Raw genomic sequence first — 20,140 nt, forward strand, 5'->3', positions numbered from 1 at the left:
CGGGCGTAGGAGATTTAATATTTCGCAATGAGGAATCTATTCCCCATTGAGGAATGATCTGGTGGCGTGATAGCCTGAATGGAAAAGAGAGTCATTCCCATTTGGAGAGGATCCTTGAACGCCCGCACACACCGCACGCTCAACCGGGGAATCGGCGTCGTCACGCTGTCCACCCTGCTCGCCTCGCCATCGGCACTGGCCCGGGAAAACCCGCCCGCCGAGGACGAACCCGCCGCCCTCGAGGCGCTGGTCGTGACCGGCGAGAAACGTGAACGCTCGCTGAAGGACACGGCGTCCTCGGTATCGCTCATCAGCGCCCGCGACATCGACCGCAAGCAGACCGGCAACGCCTCGGTCGCCGAGGTGATCAATGGCAGTCCCAACGTGGTCTACACCGACTCGGTGGGCGCGCCGATCATCCGCGGCCAGGACACCCAGGGCCCGAACAACGGGCAGAACGTGTTCTGGGGCGGCACAGTGCCGCGGGCGACGATCAACCTCGATGGCCACTACCTGAACTACAACGAGATGTTCTTCGGCGCGACCTCGGTCTGGGACGTCGACAGCATCGAGGTGTTCCGCGGCCCGCAGACCACCTCCCAGGGCGCCAACGCCATCGCCGGGGCGATCATCGTCAACACCAAGGACCCGACCTTCAGCCCCGAGGCTGCCTACCAGGCGGAGATCGGCAGCTACCATTCGCGGCGCAGCTCGATCGCAGTGTCCGGCCCGCTGGCGCAGGACTTCGCCGGGCGCCTGGCGGTGGACTACGCGGGTCGCGACACCTTCATCGACTACGACAACCCGAAGTTCCAGGACAGCGGCACCGACCAGGACTTCCGCGCCCTCAACGCGCGCGCCAAGCTGCTCTGGCTGCCCAGCGGAATTCCGGGCCTGGAGAGCAAGTTCACCTTCTCCCACAACGACAGCAATCGCCCGACCCAGGAAGCGGCGACCCGCCCGTTCGACAAGCTCGACCATCGCTCGACCACCATGCCCAGCTGGGAGCAGGACACCAACACCAGCATCCTCGACGTCGCCTATGACCTCGACAACGGCATCCGCCTGTTCAACCAGGCGCAGTACTCGCTGTCCTCGGTGCACCGCACCACCGGCGCGGGCGGCGAGGGCGACGCCGACATCCGCCAGAAGAACGCCTCCAACGAATCGCGGGTCAGCTTCGGCGAGCAGGAGGACCGGATCAGTGGCATGGGCGGGGTCTACTACGCCCGCACCCGCACCGACGAGACACTGCACCTGCGCGGGCTGTCGGCCTTCGACGACACGAAGAAGAACCTCGGTGTGTTCGGCGAGCTGAACTACCGCCTGAGCGACCGCTGGACCCTGACCACCGGCCTGCGCTACCAGGAGGATCGCATCGAGCGCAGCGGCAACTCGGTGCTGGCGCCGCGTCCGCTGGACTACCAGAAGACCTTCTCGGCCTTCCTGCCGAAAGTCTCCCTGGCCTTCGCCGCGACCCCGGACTGGACCGTCGGCGGCCTGGTCAGCCGCGGCTACAACCCCGGGGGCGTGTCGCTCAACCTGACCACCCGCAACTGGGCCTACTTCAAGGAAGAAACCATCTGGAACTACGAACTGTTCACCCGCGCCAGCCTGCTCGACGGCCGCCTGCTGCTGAACGGCAACCTGTTCTTCATGGATTTCAAGGACGCCCAGTACAACATCCCGGTGGTGGTTTCGCCGGGGGTGGCGCAGTCGTACACCATCAACGCCGAGAAGGCCCACGCCTACGGCATGGAGCTGGACCTCGACTATCGCCTGCGCGACGACCTGCGGCTGAAGGCCAGCGCCGGCGTGCTACGCACCCGGATCGACGAGATGTCCGGCAATACCGGCTACGAGCACAACGAGTTCGCCCGCTCGCCGGGCTATACCCTCAGCTTCGGACCGAGCTGGGACTTCACCGAGCGCCTCAACCTGAACGCCCAGGTGCGCTACCTGGACGGCTACTACTCGGACACCGCCAACACCAAGGCCTACTCGATCAAGGCCTACACCCTCACCGACGCCCGCGCCAGCTACCGCTTCAACGACCAGGTGCAGCTCTATGGCTACGTGAAGAACGTGTTCGACGACCGCTCGCCCACCTACATGCAGGAAAACCGGGGGATCGGCGGCATCGAGGCGAGCATGACGCAGCCGCGGACCCTCGGCATCGGCATCAAGGGCACCTTCTAGGCGCCCCGAGAAGCCGGCCCCGCGCAGGGCCGGCCCAGCCCCAGAGCCCATACAGGAGATTGGCACGATGAGTACCCCGAAACGCCTGCACATCGGCATGTCGCTGGCCCCCACCTGGCTCAGCGGCGATGCCTGGCGGCGCCCCGACAGCAATATCGAAGGCATCTTCGGCAGCGATTTCGCCGTCGACATCGCCAGGCGCTCCGAAGCCGCCCACCTCGACTTCGTGTTTCGCCCGGACGTCAGCAGCCTGCCACTGGACGTGCTGGAGACCGGCTCCGGCTTCGCCAGCCTGGATCCCACCGTACTGCTTGCCGCGGTCGCCCGCGAAACCTCGCGGATCGGCCTGGTGTCGACGGTCTCCACCACGTTCTATCCGCCCTACGTGGTGGCCCGGCAGCTGCAATCGCTGCACTGGATCAGCAACGGCCGCGCCGGCTGGAACATCGTCACCGCGCTGCAGGGCCACGAGAACTTCGGCCTGGACGCGATGCCCGATGCGGAGCAGCGCTACGCGCGCGCCGCCGAGTTCACCCGGCTGGTGCACGACCTGTGGGACAGCTTCCCCCGCGAGGCACTCCTGGTCGACCGCGAGAGCGGCCGCTACGCCGACGTTTCCCGGGTGCACCCGGTCGACCACGACGGCGAATTCCTCAAGGTCAAGGGACCGCTCAACCTGCCGGCCTTCGGCGAGGCGCGGATTCCCCTGGTGCAGGCCGGCGCCTCCGAGAGCGGGCGCGACTTCGCCGCCTCGGTGGCCGACCTGGTGTTCGCGCCGACCCCGGACAAGGAGGCTGCCCTGGAACTGCGCCGCGACCTTTCCCGCCGCGCCGAACGCCACGGTCGCTCGCCGCGCGACGTGCGCCTGCTGCCGGGCTTCAGCCTGTACCTGGCGGAGAGCCGCGAGGAGGCGCGGGAAATTTTCATGCAGACCCACGCGCGCCTGGACCGCGCGCGCAAGTTCGCCACGATCAGGCAGATGCTCGGCCTCGACCTCAGCGACTGGCCGCTGGACCGGCCGATTTCCGCGGCCGACCTGCCGCCGCCGGTGGCCAACCCCGGCAGCCGCACCCACACCGACCTGCTGCGGCGCCTGATCGAGCGCGAGACGTTACGCCTGGACCAGTTGCTGCTGCGCCCCGAGGTGGTTTCCGCGGCGCACTGGCAGGTCATCGGTACGGTGGACGATGCCGTCGAGCAGATCGTCGACTGGGCCGCCGCCGGCGCCATGGACGGTTTCATCGCCGCGCCGGGAGGCTCGGTCGGCTCGCTGCGGCTGTTCCTCGAACAGGTGGTGCCGCGCCTGGTGGAAAAGGGGCTGTTCCGCGAGCGCTACAGCGCCACTACCTTCGCCGGGCACCTGGCAGAGGAATGATGGAAAGGGCCGGCGACGGCCGCGTCCTGGCGGCGATGGCGAGCGAGTGACCGCCTGCGGATTGGCCGCCTGACGGGCCCGCTGTATCGCAGCACGCCATCCGACCGGTGGGACGTGGTACAGGCGAGGGAGCCTCTGCCTTGGCGTAGATACCGTCGTACCCCGGGGATCATCCGGACAGGTCGCAGCCTGGGCAGCGCTGGCCGTCGGCAGGCCTGGCATTCTGCTGTTACAACCATCCATCCATTCCTGCGGAAACGAGTGAACTCAATCGCCCCGAGCGCTGTCTGTCAGCCGTCGGCCCAACCGGGCCGGGCGCATGGCCCTTGGCCATGCGGTAGCCCCGCCCCGGTCGCGCGCTTGTCCATAACAATTCGACTGGCCGGCTTTTTCGCTCCCCTTTGCGGGTTTCGTTCTCTCGCCATGTGAAGATTGCCATGTCCCTATCCCGTCGCATCCCCGCCGCTCTTTCCCCGTTCCAGAACCGCGTCATCGGAGCCTGCCTGCTCGGCGGCCTGCTGGCGGCCGGCGCCCCGGCGCAGGCCGAGGAGGCGACCGGCAACGCGCGCTGGGTGAGCGACAGCCTGACCACTTTCGTGCGCAGCGGCCCCACCGATGGCTATCGCATCGTCGGCACCCTCACCTCCGGGCAGAAGGTCGAGCTGCTTGGCACCCAGGGCAACTACAGCCAGGTGCGCGGCGAGAACGGCAGCACCGTGTGGATTCCCAGCCGCGACTTGCAGGAGGTTCCCGGCCAGGCCGAGCGCCTGCCGCAACTGGAACAGAAGGTGGCCGCCCTGACCGCCGAGCTGGACGGCATCAACGACACCTGGAAGACCCGCGTGCAGGGCATGCAGGAAACCCTCGACACGCGCAAGAAGCTGATCGACGAATTGCAGGCGGCGCGCAGCAACCTGGACGCCGAGCTCGGCAAGGCCCGCTCCGACCTGCGTGCGGTGCAGGCGCAACTGGGCGACGAGAACAAGCAGGTGCTGATGCGCTACATGGTCTACGGCGGCAGCATCGCCGGCGCCGGCCTGTTCGCCGGGCTGATCCTGCCGTCGCTGCTGAGGGTGCGGCGCAAGCGCAACGACAAGTGGTTCTGAGCCTCCGCCCGCGTCTCTGCGTTTCGTAAAGCAAGCCCCGCCGGCCGCGGGGCTGTGTCGCAAGCGCGACAAGGGCTGAAGCGTCAGCCGCCCGGCGAGACGATGATCTTCACGTTGTGCTCCTTGTTGTTCACCAACTCTTCGAAACCGCGCTCGACGATTTCTTCCAGGCCGATGCGACCGGTCACCAGCGGTGCGATGTCGAGGCGGCCGTCGGCTATGAAGGCGATCACGTCGGCGAACTCGCCGTTGTAGGCGAGGGCCCCGAGCAACTGCTTCTCGGTGGAAACCAGCTCGAAGAAATTGAATTCACTGGGCTCCTCGAAGATTCCCACAAGCACGCATTTGCCGGCCTTGCGGATGGCATCGATGGCCAGCTTGGCGGTGTGCTTGTTGCCGATGCATTCGAAGCTGACGTCGGCGCCAAGCCCGCCGGTGAGGGCGCGGATTTCGCCTAGGGCGTCGCACCGCGAGGGGTCGAGCACCTGGCTGGCGCCGACCTCCAGGGCCTTGGCCTTGCGCGCCGAGGACATCTCCAGGGCGATCACCTGTGCCGCGCCGGCGGCGCGCGCGCACATGATGGTGCTCAGGCCGATGGTGCCGGCGCCGACCACCACCACGTTCTGCCCGAGCAGGCTGCCGGCCTTCTTCACCGCGTGCATGCCCACCGCCAGCGGCTCGATCAGCGCGCCGGCCTCGCTGGGAAATCCGGCCGGCAGGGCGTAGAGCAGGTTGGCCGGTACGTTGACGTATTCGGCGAAGGCGCCGTTGTTCATCAGCCCGGTGAAGGCCAGGTTCTCGCAGATGTTGTACAGCCCATGCCGGCAGTAGTAGCAGGTGCCGCAATGCTGGCAGGCGTCTGCGGCGACCGCCTGGCCGACGGCGAAGCCGGTCACGCCGTTGCCGAGGCGGACGATTTCGCCGCTGAACTCGTGGCCGAGGATGCATTGATCCTTGAGGCCGGTGAGCGGGTGCGGCGCCTCCACGGGGATGAATACCGGGCCGGCCAGGTATTCGTGCAGGTCGGAGCCGCAGATGCCGCACCAGTGCACACGGATCTGCACCCAGCCGGGCGGCGGCTCGGCCGGGAGCGGCACGTCTTCCACGCGGATATCGTGGCGGCCGTGCCAGACGGCGGCGCGCATCGCCGCGTTGGCTTGCGGGGAACTGTTCATGTCGGTCGTCTCCTCAATGCTGGCGGAGGAAGTCGAGCAGCAGGCGGTTGACCTGCTCGGCGGCTTCCATCTGCACCATGTGCGCCTGTCCGGGAATGATCTCCACCTGGGCTGGCAGGCCCTCGGCATGCCGCGCCGGGATGATCGCGTCATCGCTGCCCCAGATCGCCAGGACCGGCTGGCGGCCCTCGCTCGCCACGGCACGCAGGTCGTTGCGCTGGCGACCGTCGGCGAACAGGTTGTCCAGCAACTGGCGCAGGGCCGCATCGACGCCTTCCAGGCGCTTGTAGCGGAGCATGTCCTCGAGCATCTGCCGGGTGACCAGCGCGGGGTCGGAGAACAACTGCACCAGTTGCGGCTTCAACGCGTTGCGGTTGGCCGCCTCGACGAAGCCGCGCAGGTAGTCGCCGTTGATCTCCTCGCCGAGGCCGGCGCTGCCGATCAGGCTCAGCGACAGCACCCGCTGCGGCGCCAGGCGCGCGCAGTTCAGCGCCACCGCTCCCCCCATGGAGTGACCGGCCAGGTGTACCTGTTCCAGGTCGAGGTGGTCGAGCAGGGCCAGCACGCTGCCGCTGAGTTCATCGAGGTCGCCGCGCACCAGGGCCTTGCCGGACTCGCCGTGGCCCGGCAGGTCTAGAGCGATCACCCGCCGCTCGGCGGCCAGCGCCTCGTGGTTGAACAACCAGTTGTTCAGGTCGCCACCGAAACCGTGGATCAGCAGTAGCGCCGGATCGCCCTCGCCGCGGTCGAAATAGCGCAGGAGGCGCCCGTCCAGCTCGACTTTCCGCGGTGCCGGTCCGCTATCCCCAGCGTCCTCGTCGGCGGGTACGAATTCGGCCTGGAAGCGTTGCACCAGTGCGTCGATCTCCTCGTCGCTCGCCTCGCCCTCGACCACCACGCCGAGCAGCGCGCCGACCGCCAGGGTCTCGTCCTCGCGCGCCACCTTGCGCCGCAGCACGCCCGAGAAGGGCGCCTCGACGCTGCTGGAGATCTTGTCGGTCTCCACGTCGAGCACCTCGTCGCCTTTCTCGATATGCGCGCCCTCTTCCTTGAGCCAGGCGTCCACCCGACCCTCGGTCATCGACAGGCCCCACTTGGGCATGGTCAGTGTATGGATCCGGCTCATGCCGCGTCCCTCCCTTCCAGGGCCTGGCGCACGGCTGCCTCGATCTTCGCCGCGTCGGGGATGTAGAGGTCTTCCAGGGCGTCGGAGAAAGGCACCGGCGTATGGGGCGCGGTGACCCGGCGGATCGGCGCGCGCAGCGCGGAGAAGGCCCGTTCGGCGACCAGCGCGGCGATGTCGGTGGCCATCGAGCAGCGTGGGTTGGCTTCGTCGACCACCACCAGGCGGCCGGTCTTTTCCACGCTTTCGAGAATGCTGTCCTCGTCCAGCGGGCTGGTGCTGCGCAGGTCCAGTACTTCGCAGGAGATGCCCTGGCGCGCCAGGCTGGCGGCGGCGTCCAGCGCCAGGTGGACCATGCGGCCGTAGGTCACCAGGGTGACGTCGTCGCCGTCGCGGAGGAAGTTCGCCTCGCCGAAGGGTACGCTGTACAGCTCCTCGGGTACCTCGCCCTGCATCGAATAGAGCAGCTTGTGCTCGCAGAAGATCACCGGGTCGTTGTCGCGGATCGCCTGGACCAGCAGGCCCTTGGCGTCGTAGGGCGACGACGGGCAGACCACCTTGAGGCCGGGGATGTGGGTCCATAGCGAAGTGAGCATCTGCGAATGCTGGGCGGCGGCGCGCAGGCCGGCGCCGACCATGGTACGGATCACCAGCGGGGTGACCGCCTTGCCGCCGAACATGTAGCGGAACTTGGCGGCCTGGTTGAGGATCTGGTCCAGGCAGCAACCGGCGAAGTCGACGAACATCAGTTCGCACACCGGGCGCATGCCGCGGGTGGCGGCGCCGACCGCGGCGCCGACATAGCCGATCTCTGACAACGGGGTATCCAGCACACGGCCGGGGAACTGGTGGTAGAGGCCCTTGGTGACCCCCAGCACGCCGCCCCAGGCGTCGTCCTCGCCGGGCGCGCCGGCGCCGCCGGCATTGTCTTCGCCCATGATGAAGACGCTCGGGTCGCGGCGCATTTCCTGGGCCAGCGCCTCGTTGATGGCCTGCTGGTAGCTGATCTTTCTCGCCATGATGGTTCTCCTCGTTCTTGTTTTCGGGCGGCTCAGGGATAGGACACGTAGACGTCGCGCAGCAGGTCGTCCGGCTCCGGCTTGGGATCGTTCTTCGCGCGCTGCACGGCATCCTCGATGCGCGCCTCGACCTCGGCGTCGATGGCGTCCAGGTCGCTGGCGGAGAGCAGGCCGGCGTGGCAGGTGCGTTCGCGGAACTGCTTGAGGCAGTCGCGGGTTTCCCTGTAGTGCTTTACTTCGTCGGGATCGCGGTAGGTCTGTGCGTCGCCCTCGAAGTGTCCGTAGTAGCGGGTCAGCTTGACTTCGATCAGCGACGGCCCCTCGCCGGCGCGGGCGCGCTCGATGGCGGCGCCGGCAGCCTCGTGGACGGCGAAGAAGTCGAAGCCGTCGACGGTCACCCCGGGCATGCCGAAACCGGCGGCGCGGTCGGCGATGTGGTCGCAGGCCACCGACCAGTTGGCCGCGGTGGCCTCGGCATAGCCGTTGTTCTCGGCGACGAACAGGCACGGCAGGTTCCACACCGCGGCCAGGTTCATCGCCTCGAACACCGCGCCTTCGTTGGAGCCGCCATCGCCGAAGAAGGCCACCGCCACCGCATCGCTGCCTTTCAGCTTGGCCGCCAGCGCGGCGCCGGCGGCCAGCGGCGCGCCGGCGCCGACGATTCCGTTGGCGCCGAGCATGCCTTTCTCCAGGTCGGCGATATGCATGGAGCCGCCCTTGCCCTGGCAGACCCCGGTCTTCTTGCCATAGATTTCCGCCATCATGCCGTGCACGTCTACGCCCTTGGCGATGCAGTGGCCGTGGCCGCGATGGGTGGAGGCGATGCAGTCGTCGTCGCGCAGGTGCGCCATCACGCCGGCGGCGGAGGCTTCCTCGCCGGCGTAGAGGTGGACGAAGCCGGGTATCTCGCCCGTGGCGAACTCGACGTGCAGGCGTTCCTCGAAGGCGCGGATGGTGCGCATCACGCGGTAGGCATGGAGCAGTTGGTCGGTGCTCAGAGTGGACATCTTGTTGTTCTCCAGGTTGTCTTCACGGGGTCATCGGGGTTCGCTGGCCGGCCAGCAGGCGATGGCGGGCGGCGTAGGCGAGGGTGGCCGGCACATCGACGCTGAACGGGCCGGAAGGGTCGAGGGTGATGCTCGGGCGGTCGGTGGCGCTGAACTCGATCTCGCGCTCTCCGTCCAGCGCCAGGGTCCCGCTGGACAGGCTCGGTGCGTGGGCCACGCCGGGTTGCAGGTAGCCGGCGGCAGAGACCCCGCAGCCCACCAGCAGGCCCGGCGCCAGCGGCACCAGCAGGCTCTCGCGGGCGTCCGGATGCAGGCGCATCCAGGCGCCGTGGGGCTCCTCGCGGCTCACCGGCGACCACAGTCCGCAAAGCGCCGAAAGGCCGATGGCGTGGGGTTCGGCGAAGCTGACGAAGACTTCGGCGAGGTCTTCGGCGCGACTGATGGCGCGGGCGCCGATGAACGGCTGCGGCGACACCGCGACGTCCACCAGCGCCCACTCGCAGAGCCCGCGGCGCGGCTCGCGCACCAGCAGGCGCTTGTTGCGTCGCAGGCCGATCTCCGGCGGCACCCGGTTGCTGGCGCAGAGGCCGCCGGCGAGCCCCGCGCCGGTGGCTTCGCGCAGCTCCGGGAAGGCGTTGTTGGTCCCGGTGGACAGCGCCAGCAGGGGGACGTCGCCGACCTCGGCGGCCACTGCCTTGTGCGTGCCGTCGCCGCCGAGCACGGCGATCAGCGCCACGCCGCGCTCGACCATGCGCCGCGCCGCCAGGCGGGTATCCTCGACGCTCTGGCGCAGCGGCATGTCGAGGAACTCCAGGAACGGCCAGTGGCCGTCGCGGGCCTGGCGGGTCTGGCTGGCCCGGAGCACGGCGGCGGCGATGCCGGTCATGTCCGGCGGCAGCAACGCATGGCGGATGCCGGTGGCGCCGAAGGCGGCGAGCAGGCGTTGCACCACCGATGCCTTGTCGGTGCTGGAGTGCAGCCCGGCATGGGCGGTGAGGCGACGCAGGTCGCGACCGGAGGCCGGGTTGGCGATGATGCCGACGATCGGCGAGGGCGGGGTCATAGCGAGAATCCGCCGTCGACGGCGATGGCCTGGCCGGTGACGTGCGGCGCGCAGGCCAGGTAGACGACGAGCTGGCCCATGTCTTCGACGGTCTGCGCCTCGCCCTGGGGCAGCAGGCTGGCCTGGTGGCGTTCCCAGGACTGCGCCTCGCTTTCGCCGGCCTGCCGCCAGCGGCCCGACAAGCCGTCCTCGCCGCGCCACATTCCGGTGCCGACGATTCCCGGGCAGAGCGCGTTGACCGTCACCCCGTCGCGCGCGACCTCCTTGGCCAGGGCATTGCTGAAACCGATCACGGCAAACTTCGAGGCACAGTAGTGGGCGAGGTCGGGGAGACCGACCTTGCCGGCGATCGATGACAGGTTGACGATCCGCCCCCAGCGCTGCGCCTGCATCAGCGGCAGTTCGGCCTGGCAGCAGAGGAACACGCCGCGGGCGTTGACGTTCATCACCCGGTCCCAGTCGGCGAGGCTGAGTTCGGCGACCTTGCGGATGCTGATCACCCCGGCATTGTTCACCGCCACGTCGAGCCGGCCGAACTCCGTGGCGACCCGCTCGACCATCGCCCGGACGCTGTCGCCGTCGCTGACGTCGACCCCAAGGGCCAGGCTGCGGCGACCGAGGCTGAGGATCGCGGCGGCGGTTTCCTCGGCGACCTGCGGATCGAGGTCGGCCACCGCCACGTCGGCGCCGGCGCGCGCCAGGGCGAGGGCGATGCCCCGGCCGATGCCGCGTCCGGCGCCGGTCACCAGCGCGACCCGGGAAGACAGGGAGAAATCGTCGGACGACGTAGCGTGCATGCTTCACCTCTGATTGTTCTTGTAGGTGTATGCGGCAGGGCGTTGGGAGGAGCGGACAGTCCGCCCTGCCGTCGCCGTGGCTGGAGCAAGGCCGATGCCAGGTTGCGGCGTGGCGGCCGGAAGGCCCGTCGTAGAGCGCCGGCATGGGAAGGCCGGCGACCGCCGGGGCGACGTCCGGCGAGACAACCCATGTCATCGCGCACGGGTTCCCGGCGAGACGCTGAGACGCTCCGTCTCAGTCGTCGGCTGTGGCGGCCCGGCGCTTGTCGAGGGTCGCCGATGGGCGCTTAATGGGCGGCACAACAACAAGATGCCGAGCAACGGAGGCCCCATGCTTTCCGCACACTCGAAGGACCATGTGGACTGTGTCAGCCGTGTCCTGAGGAACGCCGCGCGCCTGCCGCAGGCGCCGGTGCCGACGCCGATCCTCGACTCCTGGCGCCGCTCCATGGAGCAGCACCGTCTCGACCCGGGGTCCCTGCAAGGGCCGCGGATTCTCTCGCAGACCCTCCTCGACGAATGTCGCGAGCGTTCCGAACTGTTCCTGCGCATCGCCAGCGAAGAGGTGGCGCGACTGCATGGACGGGTGCGCGATGCCGACTACTGCGTACTGCTCACCGATGCCCAGGGGCGGACCATCGACTACCGTGTCGAGTCGACCATCCGCAACGACTGCCGCAAGGCCGGGCTGTACCTCGGCACCTGCTGGTCGGAAGGCGAGGAGGGCACCTGCGGGGTGGCCGCCGTACTCACCGACAGGACTGCGGTGACGGTGCACAAGCGCGATCACTTCCGCGCCGCCTTCATCGACCTGACCTGTTCCGCGGCGCCGGTCTTCGATCCGCAGGGCGAGTTGCTCGGTGTGCTCGACGTTTCCGCCGTGCAATCGCCGGACGACCGCCGCAGCCAGCATCTGATCCGGCAGATGGTGGCGCAGAGCGCGCGGGAGATCGAAAACGCCTTCTTCATGCACAGCGCCCAGGGCCATTGGGTGCTGCGCGCGCACCGTGCGCCGGGCTACGTCGACAGCCAGCCGGACTACCTGTTCGCCTGGGACGCCGATGGGCGCCTGCTGGCGTTGAACCCGGCGGCGCGGCACTACCTGCGGCAGCGCCTGGGGCAGGTGCCGAGCCACATCGGCGAGGTGTTCGACCTCGACGCCCTGCACGCCGCCGCCGACCAGGCGCCGTGCCTGCTGCGCGGCCAGGCCGGCGAGCTGCACGTGCGTCTCAGCGCGCCGCGGGCCAAGGCGCGGCGGCTGGAGCGCGAGGTGCCCGACGACGCTGCGCTCGACCCGCGCATCGCCGAAAGCCTGCGCCTGGCGGTGCGGGTCAAGGACCGCAACCTGCCGGTGCTGATCCAGGGCGAGACCGGCGCCGGCAAGGAGGTTTTCGCCCGCCAGTTGCACCAGGCCAGCGCCCGTCGCGACAAACCCTTCGTCGCGCTCAACTGCGCGGCGATTCCCGAAAGCCTGATCGAGAGCGAGCTGTTCGGCTACGTTGGCGGAGCCTTTACCGGCGCGGCGGCGAAAGGGATGCGCGGCCTGCTGCAGCAGGCCGATGGCGGTACCCTGTTCCTCGACGAGATCGGTGACATGCCGCTGGGCCTGCAGACCCGCCTGCTGCGCGTGCTGGCCGAGGGCGAGGTGGCGCCGCTGGGGGCTGCGCGCCGGCAGGCTGTGGATATCCAGGTGATCTGCGCCACCCACCGCGACCTGGCGGCGCTGGTGGCGGCCGGCGGCTTCCGCGAGGATCTCTACTTCCGCCTCGGCGGCGCCCGCTTCGAACTGCCGCCGCTACGCGAACGCAGCGACCGGCTGGCGCTGATCCGGCGCATCCTCGACGAGGAAACCGCGCACTGCGGCGTACGCATCGAACTCGGCGAGGCAGCCCTGGAATGCCTGCTCGGCTATCGCTGGCCGGGCAATGTCCGCCAGTTGCGGCATGTGTTGCGCTACGCCTGCGCGCTGTGCGGCGGCGCCACCCTGCAACTCGCCGACCTTCCGGCAGAGCTGCGTGGCGAAGGCCGGACACCGGCCAGTGCGTGCGAGAGCGGCGGCGGTCCGGAGCGCGACGCCCTGCTCGACGCCCTCGTGCGGCATCGCTGGAAACCCATGGCCGCGGCGCGGGAACTGGGTATCTCGCGAGCGACCCTGTATCGGCGGGTGCGCCGGCATGGCATCCGCATGCCGGGCCAGGCGGACGACTGAGGTGCGCCGGCGGCCGGCGCAGTCGTCAAGCGCGGAAAATCAAAACCAGCCTTGAGCCTTGCCCCGTTAATGCCGGTGGGCTTTCCCTGTAGCGTTCCGGGCAGCGGCGCAACCCGTTCGGTCGCGCCCCGCCAGGAGCCTACGGAGGAAACCCATGCCCGCCCCGCACCAGCCAGCCCGCAATCCGACCGGGGAGTTCGACCCATGCCGCTAGCCCTGCTGCTCGCCATGGGCGCGTTCTCCCTGAGCCTGTCGATTTCCCCCGGTCCGGTGAACCTGACCATCGTCGCTTCCGGCGCCAACCATGGTTTCCGCCGGACCCTGCCGTTCGTCACCGGCGCCACCCTCGGCTTCGTCCTGCTGCTGGCCTTCGTCGGCTTCTGGTTCGTCCGCGCGATCGAGGCCTACCCGCGCTTCTTCGACTACCTGGGGATGGCCGGCGCGGCGTTCATCGCTCATGTGGGCTACCGCATCGCCACCGCGGATCCACGCCTGGCCCTGGAGGAAAACGGGGTCCCCGGGTTCTTCCAGGGCGTGCTCCTGCAATGGCTCAATCCCAAGGCCTGGATCGCCTGCGCTTCCGGCGTGGCCTTGTTCGCCAGCCCGAGCACGCACGCGCCGCTGCTGGTCTTCATGGCCATCTACCTGGTGGTCTGCTACCTCTCGCTGGCCGCCTGGGCACTGCTCGGTGACCGCGTGGCGCTGCTGCTCGACAGCCCCCGGCGGGTGCGCCTGTTCAATCGGGCGATGGGCGGCACCCTGGTGCTGACCGCTGGCTACATGCTCTACCTGCAGCTCGCCGCTAGCCCGGATTGAAGGCCTCGTAGAGGCGATTGATGAGGGTATAGGCGATGCTGCTGGCGGGTACGTTGGGCGGCCACACCGCATACACCTTCAACGGCTCCAGGCGCCATTCCGGCAGCACCGCGCGCAACTCGCCGCGGCGGATCGGCTCGTCGCTCAGGTAGGTCGGCGGCGCGGCCAGGCCGACGCCGAGGCGGGCCAGGCGGCAGGAGGCTTCGACGCTGTCGACGCGCACCCGCGGGGTGTAGTCGACGCGTACCTCCTCGTCGTCCCGCGCATGACGGAATAGCCGGCTGTCGGGGCGCATGCCGAGCCCGATCCATTCCAGCCGCTGCAGGTCGCGCGGGTGTTCCAGCGGCGCGTGCCGGGCCAGGAATGCCGGTGCCGCCACTACCTGGCGCGGCAGCAGGAACAGGTGACGGGCCTTCAGCGAGCTGTCCGGCAGGTCGCCGATGCGGAAGGCGATGTCGATGCCGTCGCCGATGATGTCGTGGCGGCTGTCGTCGCAGGCGATGCCGAGGTCGAGGTCGGGATGCTCCTCGATGAAGGCTGCCAGGTGACGGGTGAAGTCGCCGTTGACGAACACCGCGGGCATCGAGATGCGCAGGCTGTTGCGGGTCGAGACGGCGCGCTGGCGGAACTCGATGAAGCCCTTCTCGTAGAGTTCCAGCATGGAGCGGGCGGTGTCCAGCAACTGCGTGCCGTCCTGGGTCAGCGACAGCTTGCGGCTGTTGCGGTAGAGCAGCGCACGGCCCAGGTTCCGTTCCAGCCTGGACAGGTGCAGGCTGGCGGTCGCGGCGCTCAGGCCCAGCGCCTCGGCGCCGCCGGAGACGGAGCCGGTCTCGGCGATCTTGGCGAATACGATCAGGTAGCGGATGTCGTCGATCATGCGGTCTCTCGTCGCGGGGGCTGGGTGCATCCTGCGCGATGGCGGCCAGCCGGACAAGCGCGAGAGGTAGAGAGCGGCGGCGCTTCCCGGGCTTTTCAGCGCAGGCTCCAGAAACCCAGGCGACCGAGGCTCGCCGCCAGTCGCAGACGCGACGTCTGCCAGTTGCCGAGGGCGCGGATGTGCTGGTCCTCGGCGCTGGCGTAGGCGGTCAGGGCGTTGAGCAGCTCGATCATGCTGCCGACCCCTGAGCGGTAGCGGCCCTGCACCACCTCCAGGCTTTGCCGCGACTGTTCGACCAGTTCGCGGGTGCGCGCCAGGCTGCGGGTCTCGACGCTGAGCGACTGGTAGTTGTTCCACACCTCCAGCGAAACCTGCTGCTCGGTGTCGGCCAGCTCCGCTTCGCTGGCTTCGCGGCGGGCCAGGGCGTTGCGGACCTGGTAGGTGCGTTCGAAGCCTTCGAACAACGGGATGTTCAGTTGCAGGCCGATGCTGCGGTCGCGTTCGCGGGTATCGCCGTTGAACGCCATCGCCTGGTCGCTATGGCTGCGTGCCAGGTTGGCGCTCAGCGCCAGGCTCGGCCGGCCGGCGGCGCGGCTTTCCTCCACCGAGGCGGCGGCGGCTTTCAGCCGCGCCTGGGCGGCGAGCAGCGCCGGATGCTCGCGGCGGGCTTCGGCGAGCATCTCGTCGATGGCCTTGACGAAGCCGGTGTCGGGTTGCGCCTCCAGCTCGCCGGAGAGGCGCAGCGGGGTATCCGGCGCCAGGCCCATGCGCAGGGCGATGACGCCGAGGGCGTTGCTCAGGGCGCCTTCGTCGCGGACCTGGGCGAGGCTCGCCTGGGACAGCGCGGTCTGCGCCTGCAGGCGATCGGAAAGGGCGGCGGCGCCGGCCCGGTACTTGGCGTCGGCGGCTTCCAGGTTCTGCGCCGCCAGCTCCGCGACCTGCCGCGAGGCGGCCAGGCTGCGCTGGGCGGCGAGGGCGTCGTAGTAGGCCTGGGCGGCGAGGGCGAAGGTGTTCTGCAGGGTCGCGTCCTGGCTGGCGTTGGCCGCCAGCAGCAACTGCTGGGCGTTGCGCAGGGCGGCGCTGCGGCGGCCGAAGTCGAACAGCACCCAGCTCAATTGGAGGCTGGCGCCACGCCGGTGGCGATGGCCGTCGCCGGAGAGGTAGGGGGCATCGCGATAATCCATGTCGCTGTAGCCGCGACTGGCGTCGAGACGGCCGTCCAGGCGCGGCAGGTAGGCGGACTTGCCGATCCCGACCTGGGCCGCCTGGGCCTTGGCATTGGCCCAGGCGAGGCGGGTCTGTGGGTCGTGGCAGAGGATCCGCTCGATGGCTTCCTCCAGGCTCAGCTCGGTCGGTGGCGGCCCGCCGCGGCAGGGCAAACCGCTGCCGCCGAGGTCGTAGACCGCCTGGCCGGCGACCTGGCCGGCGGTGCCGAACACGTCCGGCTCGTAGGCGGCGGCGCCGGGAACCAGGCCGAGCAGGCCGCACAACAGGCCGGCGAGGGCACGCATCAGGCCTGCTCCCGCGCCGCGGCGGCCTGGCGTTCGGCCAGGCGCGCGGTGCTTTCGTCGAGGCTTACCTTGCCCTGGCCGAGGACTATCACGCGGTCCGCCGAGGCGATGGTCTCGGGCCGATGGGCGACCATGATGCGGGTGATGCGCAGCGCGCGAATGGCGGCGTTGACCCGCTGTTCGCAGTGTACGTCGAGGTGGCTGGTGGCTTCGTCGAGGAACAGGATGCGCGGCTTCTTGTACAGCGCCCGGGCCAGCATCACCCGCTGCTTCTGGCCGCCGGAGAGCACCGTGCCCATGTCGCCGACCAGGGTGTTGTAGCCCATCGGCATGGCCTGGATGTCATCGTGGATGGCAGCCATCTGCGCGCACTGCAGCAGCCAGGGCATGTCCGGTTGCGGGTCGAAGAAACTGATGTTGTCGCTGAGCGAACCGGCGAACAGCACGTCGTCCTGCAGCACCGTGCCGACCAGTTCGCGCAGGCCGTCCAGGCCCAGTTGCGCAAGGTCCAGGCCGGCCATGCGGATCTGTCCCTCCACTGGCGGGAGGATGCCCAGCAGGACGTTGAACAGGGTGCTCTTGCCGCAGCCCGAGGGGCCGACGATGGCCACCGACTCGCCGCCGGCGATGCGCAGGTCGAGGCCGTCGAGGACCCAGGGCTCCTGTTCCGCGTAGCGGTAGCGCAGGCCCTGGATCTCGATGCTCGCCTCGCGCTCGCGGAGGTTCTCCGGGAGGATGTCGCCGTGGCTGACCTCCGGGGCCTGGAGCACGATGTCGGCCAGGCGCTCGCCCTGCAACTGGAGCATGCGCAGCTCGAAGAACTTGTCGATCAGGCTGCCGACGCGGCTGTCGAACTGCGACTTGTAGGCGTTGAAGGCCATCAGGATGCCGACGCTGAACTGGCCGTCCATCACCATGGTCGCGCCGAGCCAGATCACCAGCAGGTTCTCCACGCCGAACAGCAGGCCGTTGAGCTGCTGGTAGAACAGTTGCAGCTTCTGCGTACGCAGGCCGGCGTTGATCTGTTCCACCAGCAGGCCGAGCCATACCGAGCGGCGCTCGTCCTGGCGCTGGAACAGCTTCAGCGGGCGGATGCCGCGCACCGTCTCGAGGAAGTGGCTCTGCTGGCGCGCGGCGTGGACGATCTGCTCCTCGGTGGCGTTGCGCAACGGCCGGTACCAGATCCAGCGGCCGAGGGCGTAGAGGCTCATGGCGGCGATGGCGATGGCCGCCAGTGGCGGACTGTAGAGCAGCATCATGCCGAGGGTGGCGACGGTCATCAGGCCGTCCAGCACCGCCGAGAGGAAGGCCGCGGTGAGGGTCTGCTGGATGCTGTTCACCGCGCCGAAGCGCGACACCACGTCGCCCAGGTGGCGCTTCTCGAAATACTGCGCGGGCAGCCGCAGCAGGTGGCTGAAGACGTTGGCCTGCCACTGCACGCCGAGCAGGGTGCTCATGTGCATCATCACCCAGGCGCGCACCCCGCTGACCGCCTGCTGCATCAGCAGCAACAGGCCGAAGCCGATGGCCAGGGTGCTGAGCAGGTCACGGTCTTCGCTGACGATGACGTTGTCGATGGTCCATTGCAGGAAGAACGGACTGATCAGCGAGAACACTTCCAGCGCGCCGGCGAGCAGCAGCACCTGGGCCAGCGAGCGGTACAGCCCGGTGACCTTGCCGAGCATGCCCAGCAGCTTGATCCGCGGCGGCGCCTCCTGTTTCTCGAAGCCGCTCTCCGGCCAGAGTTCCAGGGCTACCCCGGTGAAGCTCCGCGAGACTTCCTCCAGGCCCAGCCGGCGCTGGCCGTGGGCGGGGTCGTGGAGCACCGCGCCGCGCCCGTCGACCGCCTTGAGCACGACGAAGTGGTTGAAGTTCCAGTGCAGCACGCAGGGCAGCTTGAGCTTGCCGAGGTCGCCGAGGTCGAGCTTCACCGCGCGGGTGCCCAGGCCGAGGCGGTGGGCGGTCTGGATCAGTTGCTTGAGGGAGATGCCCTTGAGCGATACGGAGAAGCGCCGGCGCAGTTCCATCAGGCCGGTATGGTGGCCGTGGTAGCCGGCGATCATCGCCAGGCAGGCCAGGCCGCATTCGGTGGCTTCGGTCTGCAGCACCAGCGGCAGGCGGCGGCCCAGGCGCAGGGCGAGAGCGTCGAGAAAGGCCATGGGTCGTTCCTAGAGTTTGCCGGTCAGGCTGTAGAGCGGTTCCAGCACCCATTCGTAGAGGCGCCGGGTGTCCTGGAGGATGTCGGCGTCCAGCAGCATGCCGCTCTGCAGCGGACGCGGCTGGCCGTAGGCGGTCACCGCCTGGTCGTCGAGGGTTACCCGCAGCCGGTACAGCTGCTCGCCATCCTGGCCGAGCCCCGGTACGCCGCCGACCATGCTGGAAAGCTCGGCATAGGAGACGCTGGCGCGGGAGATCGACTGCACCTTGCCGTGGTACTGGCCGAACTTCTGGTACGGATAGGCCTGGTAGCGGATCAGCACCGCGTCGCCCGGCCGGATGAAACCGATGGACTTGCTCGGCGCGTAGAGTTCGGCCTGCAACGGGGTGTCGGCGGGAACGATGCTCAGCAGCGGACGCGAGCTGTCGACGGTCTGCCCGGCTTCGGCGAGCACGGCGGTGGCGATGCCGCTCTCCGGCGCGGTGACCAGCAAGGTGCGCTTGGCTTCGCTTTCGGCCAGGTCCTGCTCCACCGCGCTGAGCTGGCGGCGGGTTTCCGCGAGCTGGTTGGCCTGGCGCGCGGAAAGCCCGGCGAGTTCGTTGCGGCGCTCGGTCAACTGCTGCCGCAGCGACGTGCGTTCGCGCTCCAGGCCTTGCAGGGTCTGGCGCTGGCCGAGCAGCTCGGCCTGGCGCTGCTGCAACTGGTCCATGGAGATGTAGCCCTTGTCCATCAGCCCCTGGTAGCGCGCGGCGGCGTCGCTGGCCAGCGCCAGCAGGCGTCGCTGGCTGTCGGTCTGGGCGGCGAGGGTGGTGAGTTCGCGCTGCAGGCTGGCGACCTTGCTGGTCAGGCTGTCGCGCTCGTCGTCTTGCAGGCGGCGAAGCTTTTCCAGTTCGTCGCGCAGGGAGTCGCGGCGTTGTTCCAGGCGCCTGCTGATGCCGGCCTGCACCGGGCCGGCATCGCTGCCGTAGCGTTCGCTGGAAAGCACCATCAGGCGCTCGCCGCGTCGTACCGCCTGGCCTTCCTGGACGAACTTGCGCAGCACGATGCCGGCCTGCGGCGCGTGCACCTTGACCTGGCCGCTGGCGGGCACCAATTGGCCGCTGACGGTGCTGCGCTTGGTGTAGCTGCCGAACAGGAAGAAGCCCACCACCAGCAGCGCCATCGCCGCGGCCAGCAGGGTGAGAAAAGTGAAGGAGACCGGGCGGATCAGCACGATCTCGCCCAGGCCGCCGGCATGCTGGGCGTCGAGGGCTTCCTGGCGAAACATGGTGGCTGGATCCTGGATTCGAATAATACTTGCATGACACTCCGACACCCTTGCGAAAGTTCAAACGCATGAAGTGCCGGAGTGCGACTTTTCTAATTAGATGGTGGTGCGGCCTACATCACCGGGACCGAAGTTTTCCCGGTATTGGCCCAAGTAACCGACAGCCGTCTCTGCATTGGTGAAGAGACCGACCGTGCCCCCGGCAATAGCGCCCATTGCGGTTGGCACGATCAGGCCGACCAACTGGGAAAGAGCGCCGAAGCCGAAGCCGCCGGCACCGCCCCATTTCCCGCCGATTGCCATGCCCGTCGCGGCGCCGTCGACGGCGCCTACGATCATGCCGGAAAGAGTTCCACCCGAAACGCAGGTGACTTCAATGTCATTGAGTTCTTTCATTTCATATATCTCCTTTAGGCTTCCCATGAGTCTGGAAAGCCA

At 68.7% G+C, this 20,140-nt stretch carries 16 protein-coding genes; 5 read left to right on the plus strand and 11 right to left on the minus strand.

Annotation, left to right across the window (positions count from 1 at the left end; translation table 11 throughout):
• The first annotated feature begins 114 nt into the window (after positions 1 to 114).
• From ACI766_RS03950 to ACI766_RS03960, 3 genes are all read left to right on the plus strand, one after another.
• On the plus strand, positions 115 to 2,199 hold the full coding sequence (locus tag ACI766_RS03950) for a TonB-dependent receptor (RefSeq protein WP_019371438.1): 2,085 nt from the start codon (positions 115 to 117) through the stop codon (positions 2,197 to 2,199).
• A gap of 67 nt (positions 2,200 to 2,266) precedes the next feature.
• Positions 2,267 to 3,574 carry an NtaA/DmoA family FMN-dependent monooxygenase gene (locus tag ACI766_RS03955; protein WP_003104777.1) on the plus strand — a complete coding sequence of 436 codons (1,308 nt, stop codon included), beginning with the start codon at positions 2,267 to 2,269 and terminating at the stop codon, positions 3,572 to 3,574.
• A 437-nt stretch (positions 3,575 to 4,011) separates the two neighbouring features.
• Positions 4,012 to 4,680, plus strand: coding sequence for a TIGR04211 family SH3 domain-containing protein (locus ACI766_RS03960; RefSeq protein WP_003104779.1), 669 nt, complete (start codon positions 4,012 to 4,014; stop codon positions 4,678 to 4,680).
• 83 nt (positions 4,681 to 4,763) lie between these two features.
• Here ACI766_RS03960 and ACI766_RS03965 read toward each other — a convergent pair whose 3' ends face one another.
• Genes ACI766_RS03965 through ACI766_RS03990 form a run of 6 tightly spaced genes read right to left on the minus strand, consistent with a single transcriptional unit; the run spans position 4,764 to position 10,864 of the window.
• The gene (locus ACI766_RS03965) at positions 4,764 to 5,825 is read right to left on the minus strand and encodes a 2,3-butanediol dehydrogenase (protein ID WP_003104781.1); all 1,062 of its coding nucleotides are present in this window, start codon (positions 5,823 to 5,825) and stop codon (positions 4,764 to 4,766) included.
• Between the two features lie 43 nt (positions 5,826 to 5,868).
• Complete coding sequence (locus tag ACI766_RS03970) at positions 5,869 to 6,981, minus strand: acetoin dehydrogenase dihydrolipoyllysine-residue acetyltransferase subunit (protein WP_003093511.1); 1,113 nt, start codon at positions 6,979 to 6,981, stop codon at positions 5,869 to 5,871.
• Positions 6,978 to 7,997 (minus strand): alpha-ketoacid dehydrogenase subunit beta, encoded by a 1,020-nt coding sequence (locus ACI766_RS03975; RefSeq protein WP_003104786.1) that lies wholly within the window; start codon positions 7,995 to 7,997, stop codon positions 6,978 to 6,980. Before ACI766_RS03975 ends, ACI766_RS03970 begins: the two co-directional genes overlap by 4 nt.
• 32 nt (positions 7,998 to 8,029) lie before the next feature.
• The gene (locus tag ACI766_RS03980; protein ID WP_003093507.1) at positions 8,030 to 9,004 is read right to left on the minus strand and encodes a thiamine pyrophosphate-dependent dehydrogenase E1 component subunit alpha; all 975 of its coding nucleotides are present in this window, start codon (positions 9,002 to 9,004) and stop codon (positions 8,030 to 8,032) included.
• A gap of 22 nt (positions 9,005 to 9,026) precedes the next feature.
• A complete protein-coding gene (locus tag ACI766_RS03985) occupies positions 9,027 to 10,067 on the minus strand; it encodes an ATP-NAD kinase family protein (RefSeq protein ID WP_003112999.1) in 1,041 nt (346 codons plus the stop codon).
• Positions 10,064 to 10,864 (minus strand): SDR family NAD(P)-dependent oxidoreductase, encoded by an 801-nt coding sequence (locus tag ACI766_RS03990; protein WP_023089479.1) that lies wholly within the window; start codon positions 10,862 to 10,864, stop codon positions 10,064 to 10,066. Before ACI766_RS03990 ends, ACI766_RS03985 begins: the two co-directional genes overlap by 4 nt.
• Positions 10,865 to 11,195: 331 nt before the next feature.
• Between ACI766_RS03990 and ACI766_RS03995 the strand changes: the two genes are divergently transcribed.
• Together ACI766_RS03995 and ACI766_RS04000 are read left to right on the plus strand one after the other, a co-directional pair.
• Positions 11,196 to 13,073, plus strand: coding sequence for a sigma-54-dependent Fis family transcriptional regulator (locus tag ACI766_RS03995; RefSeq protein WP_003104795.1), 1,878 nt, complete (start codon positions 11,196 to 11,198; stop codon positions 13,071 to 13,073).
• Between the two features lie 204 nt (positions 13,074 to 13,277).
• Positions 13,278 to 13,889, plus strand: a complete 612-nt coding sequence (locus ACI766_RS04000) for a LysE family translocator (protein WP_003104796.1) — start codon at positions 13,278 to 13,280, stop codon at positions 13,887 to 13,889.
• On the opposite strand, the gene ACI766_RS04005 is transcribed toward ACI766_RS04000, so the two are convergent.
• From ACI766_RS04005 to ACI766_RS04025, 5 genes are all read right to left on the minus strand, one after another.
• Entirely contained in the window at positions 13,876 to 14,766 is an 891-nt protein-coding gene (locus tag ACI766_RS04005; RefSeq protein WP_003093500.1) for a LysR family transcriptional regulator, read from the minus strand. The genes ACI766_RS04000 and ACI766_RS04005 overlap by 14 nt on opposite strands.
• A gap of 95 nt (positions 14,767 to 14,861) precedes the next feature.
• Positions 14,862 to 16,277 (minus strand): TolC family protein, encoded by a 1,416-nt coding sequence (locus ACI766_RS04010; protein ID WP_003118187.1) that lies wholly within the window; start codon positions 16,275 to 16,277, stop codon positions 14,862 to 14,864.
• Positions 16,277 to 18,436 (minus strand): peptidase domain-containing ABC transporter, encoded by a 2,160-nt coding sequence (locus ACI766_RS04015; protein WP_003105688.1) that lies wholly within the window; start codon positions 18,434 to 18,436, stop codon positions 16,277 to 16,279. The genes ACI766_RS04010 and ACI766_RS04015 overlap by 1 nt, the downstream gene beginning before the upstream one ends.
• A 9-nt stretch (positions 18,437 to 18,445) precedes the next feature.
• A complete protein-coding gene (locus tag ACI766_RS04020; protein ID WP_004351723.1) occupies positions 18,446 to 19,702 on the minus strand; it encodes an HlyD family secretion protein in 1,257 nt (418 codons plus the stop codon).
• A gap of 96 nt (positions 19,703 to 19,798) precedes the next feature.
• The gene (locus ACI766_RS04025) at positions 19,799 to 20,098 is read right to left on the minus strand and encodes a hypothetical protein (RefSeq protein WP_003093484.1); all 300 of its coding nucleotides are present in this window, start codon (positions 20,096 to 20,098) and stop codon (positions 19,799 to 19,801) included.
• Positions 20,099 to 20,140 lie beyond the last annotated feature (42 nt).

This window comes from Pseudomonas sp. DL (genome assembly GCF_047199225.1).
GTDB classification, from domain to species: domain Bacteria; phylum Pseudomonadota; class Gammaproteobacteria; order Pseudomonadales; family Pseudomonadaceae; genus Pseudomonas; species Pseudomonas aeruginosa.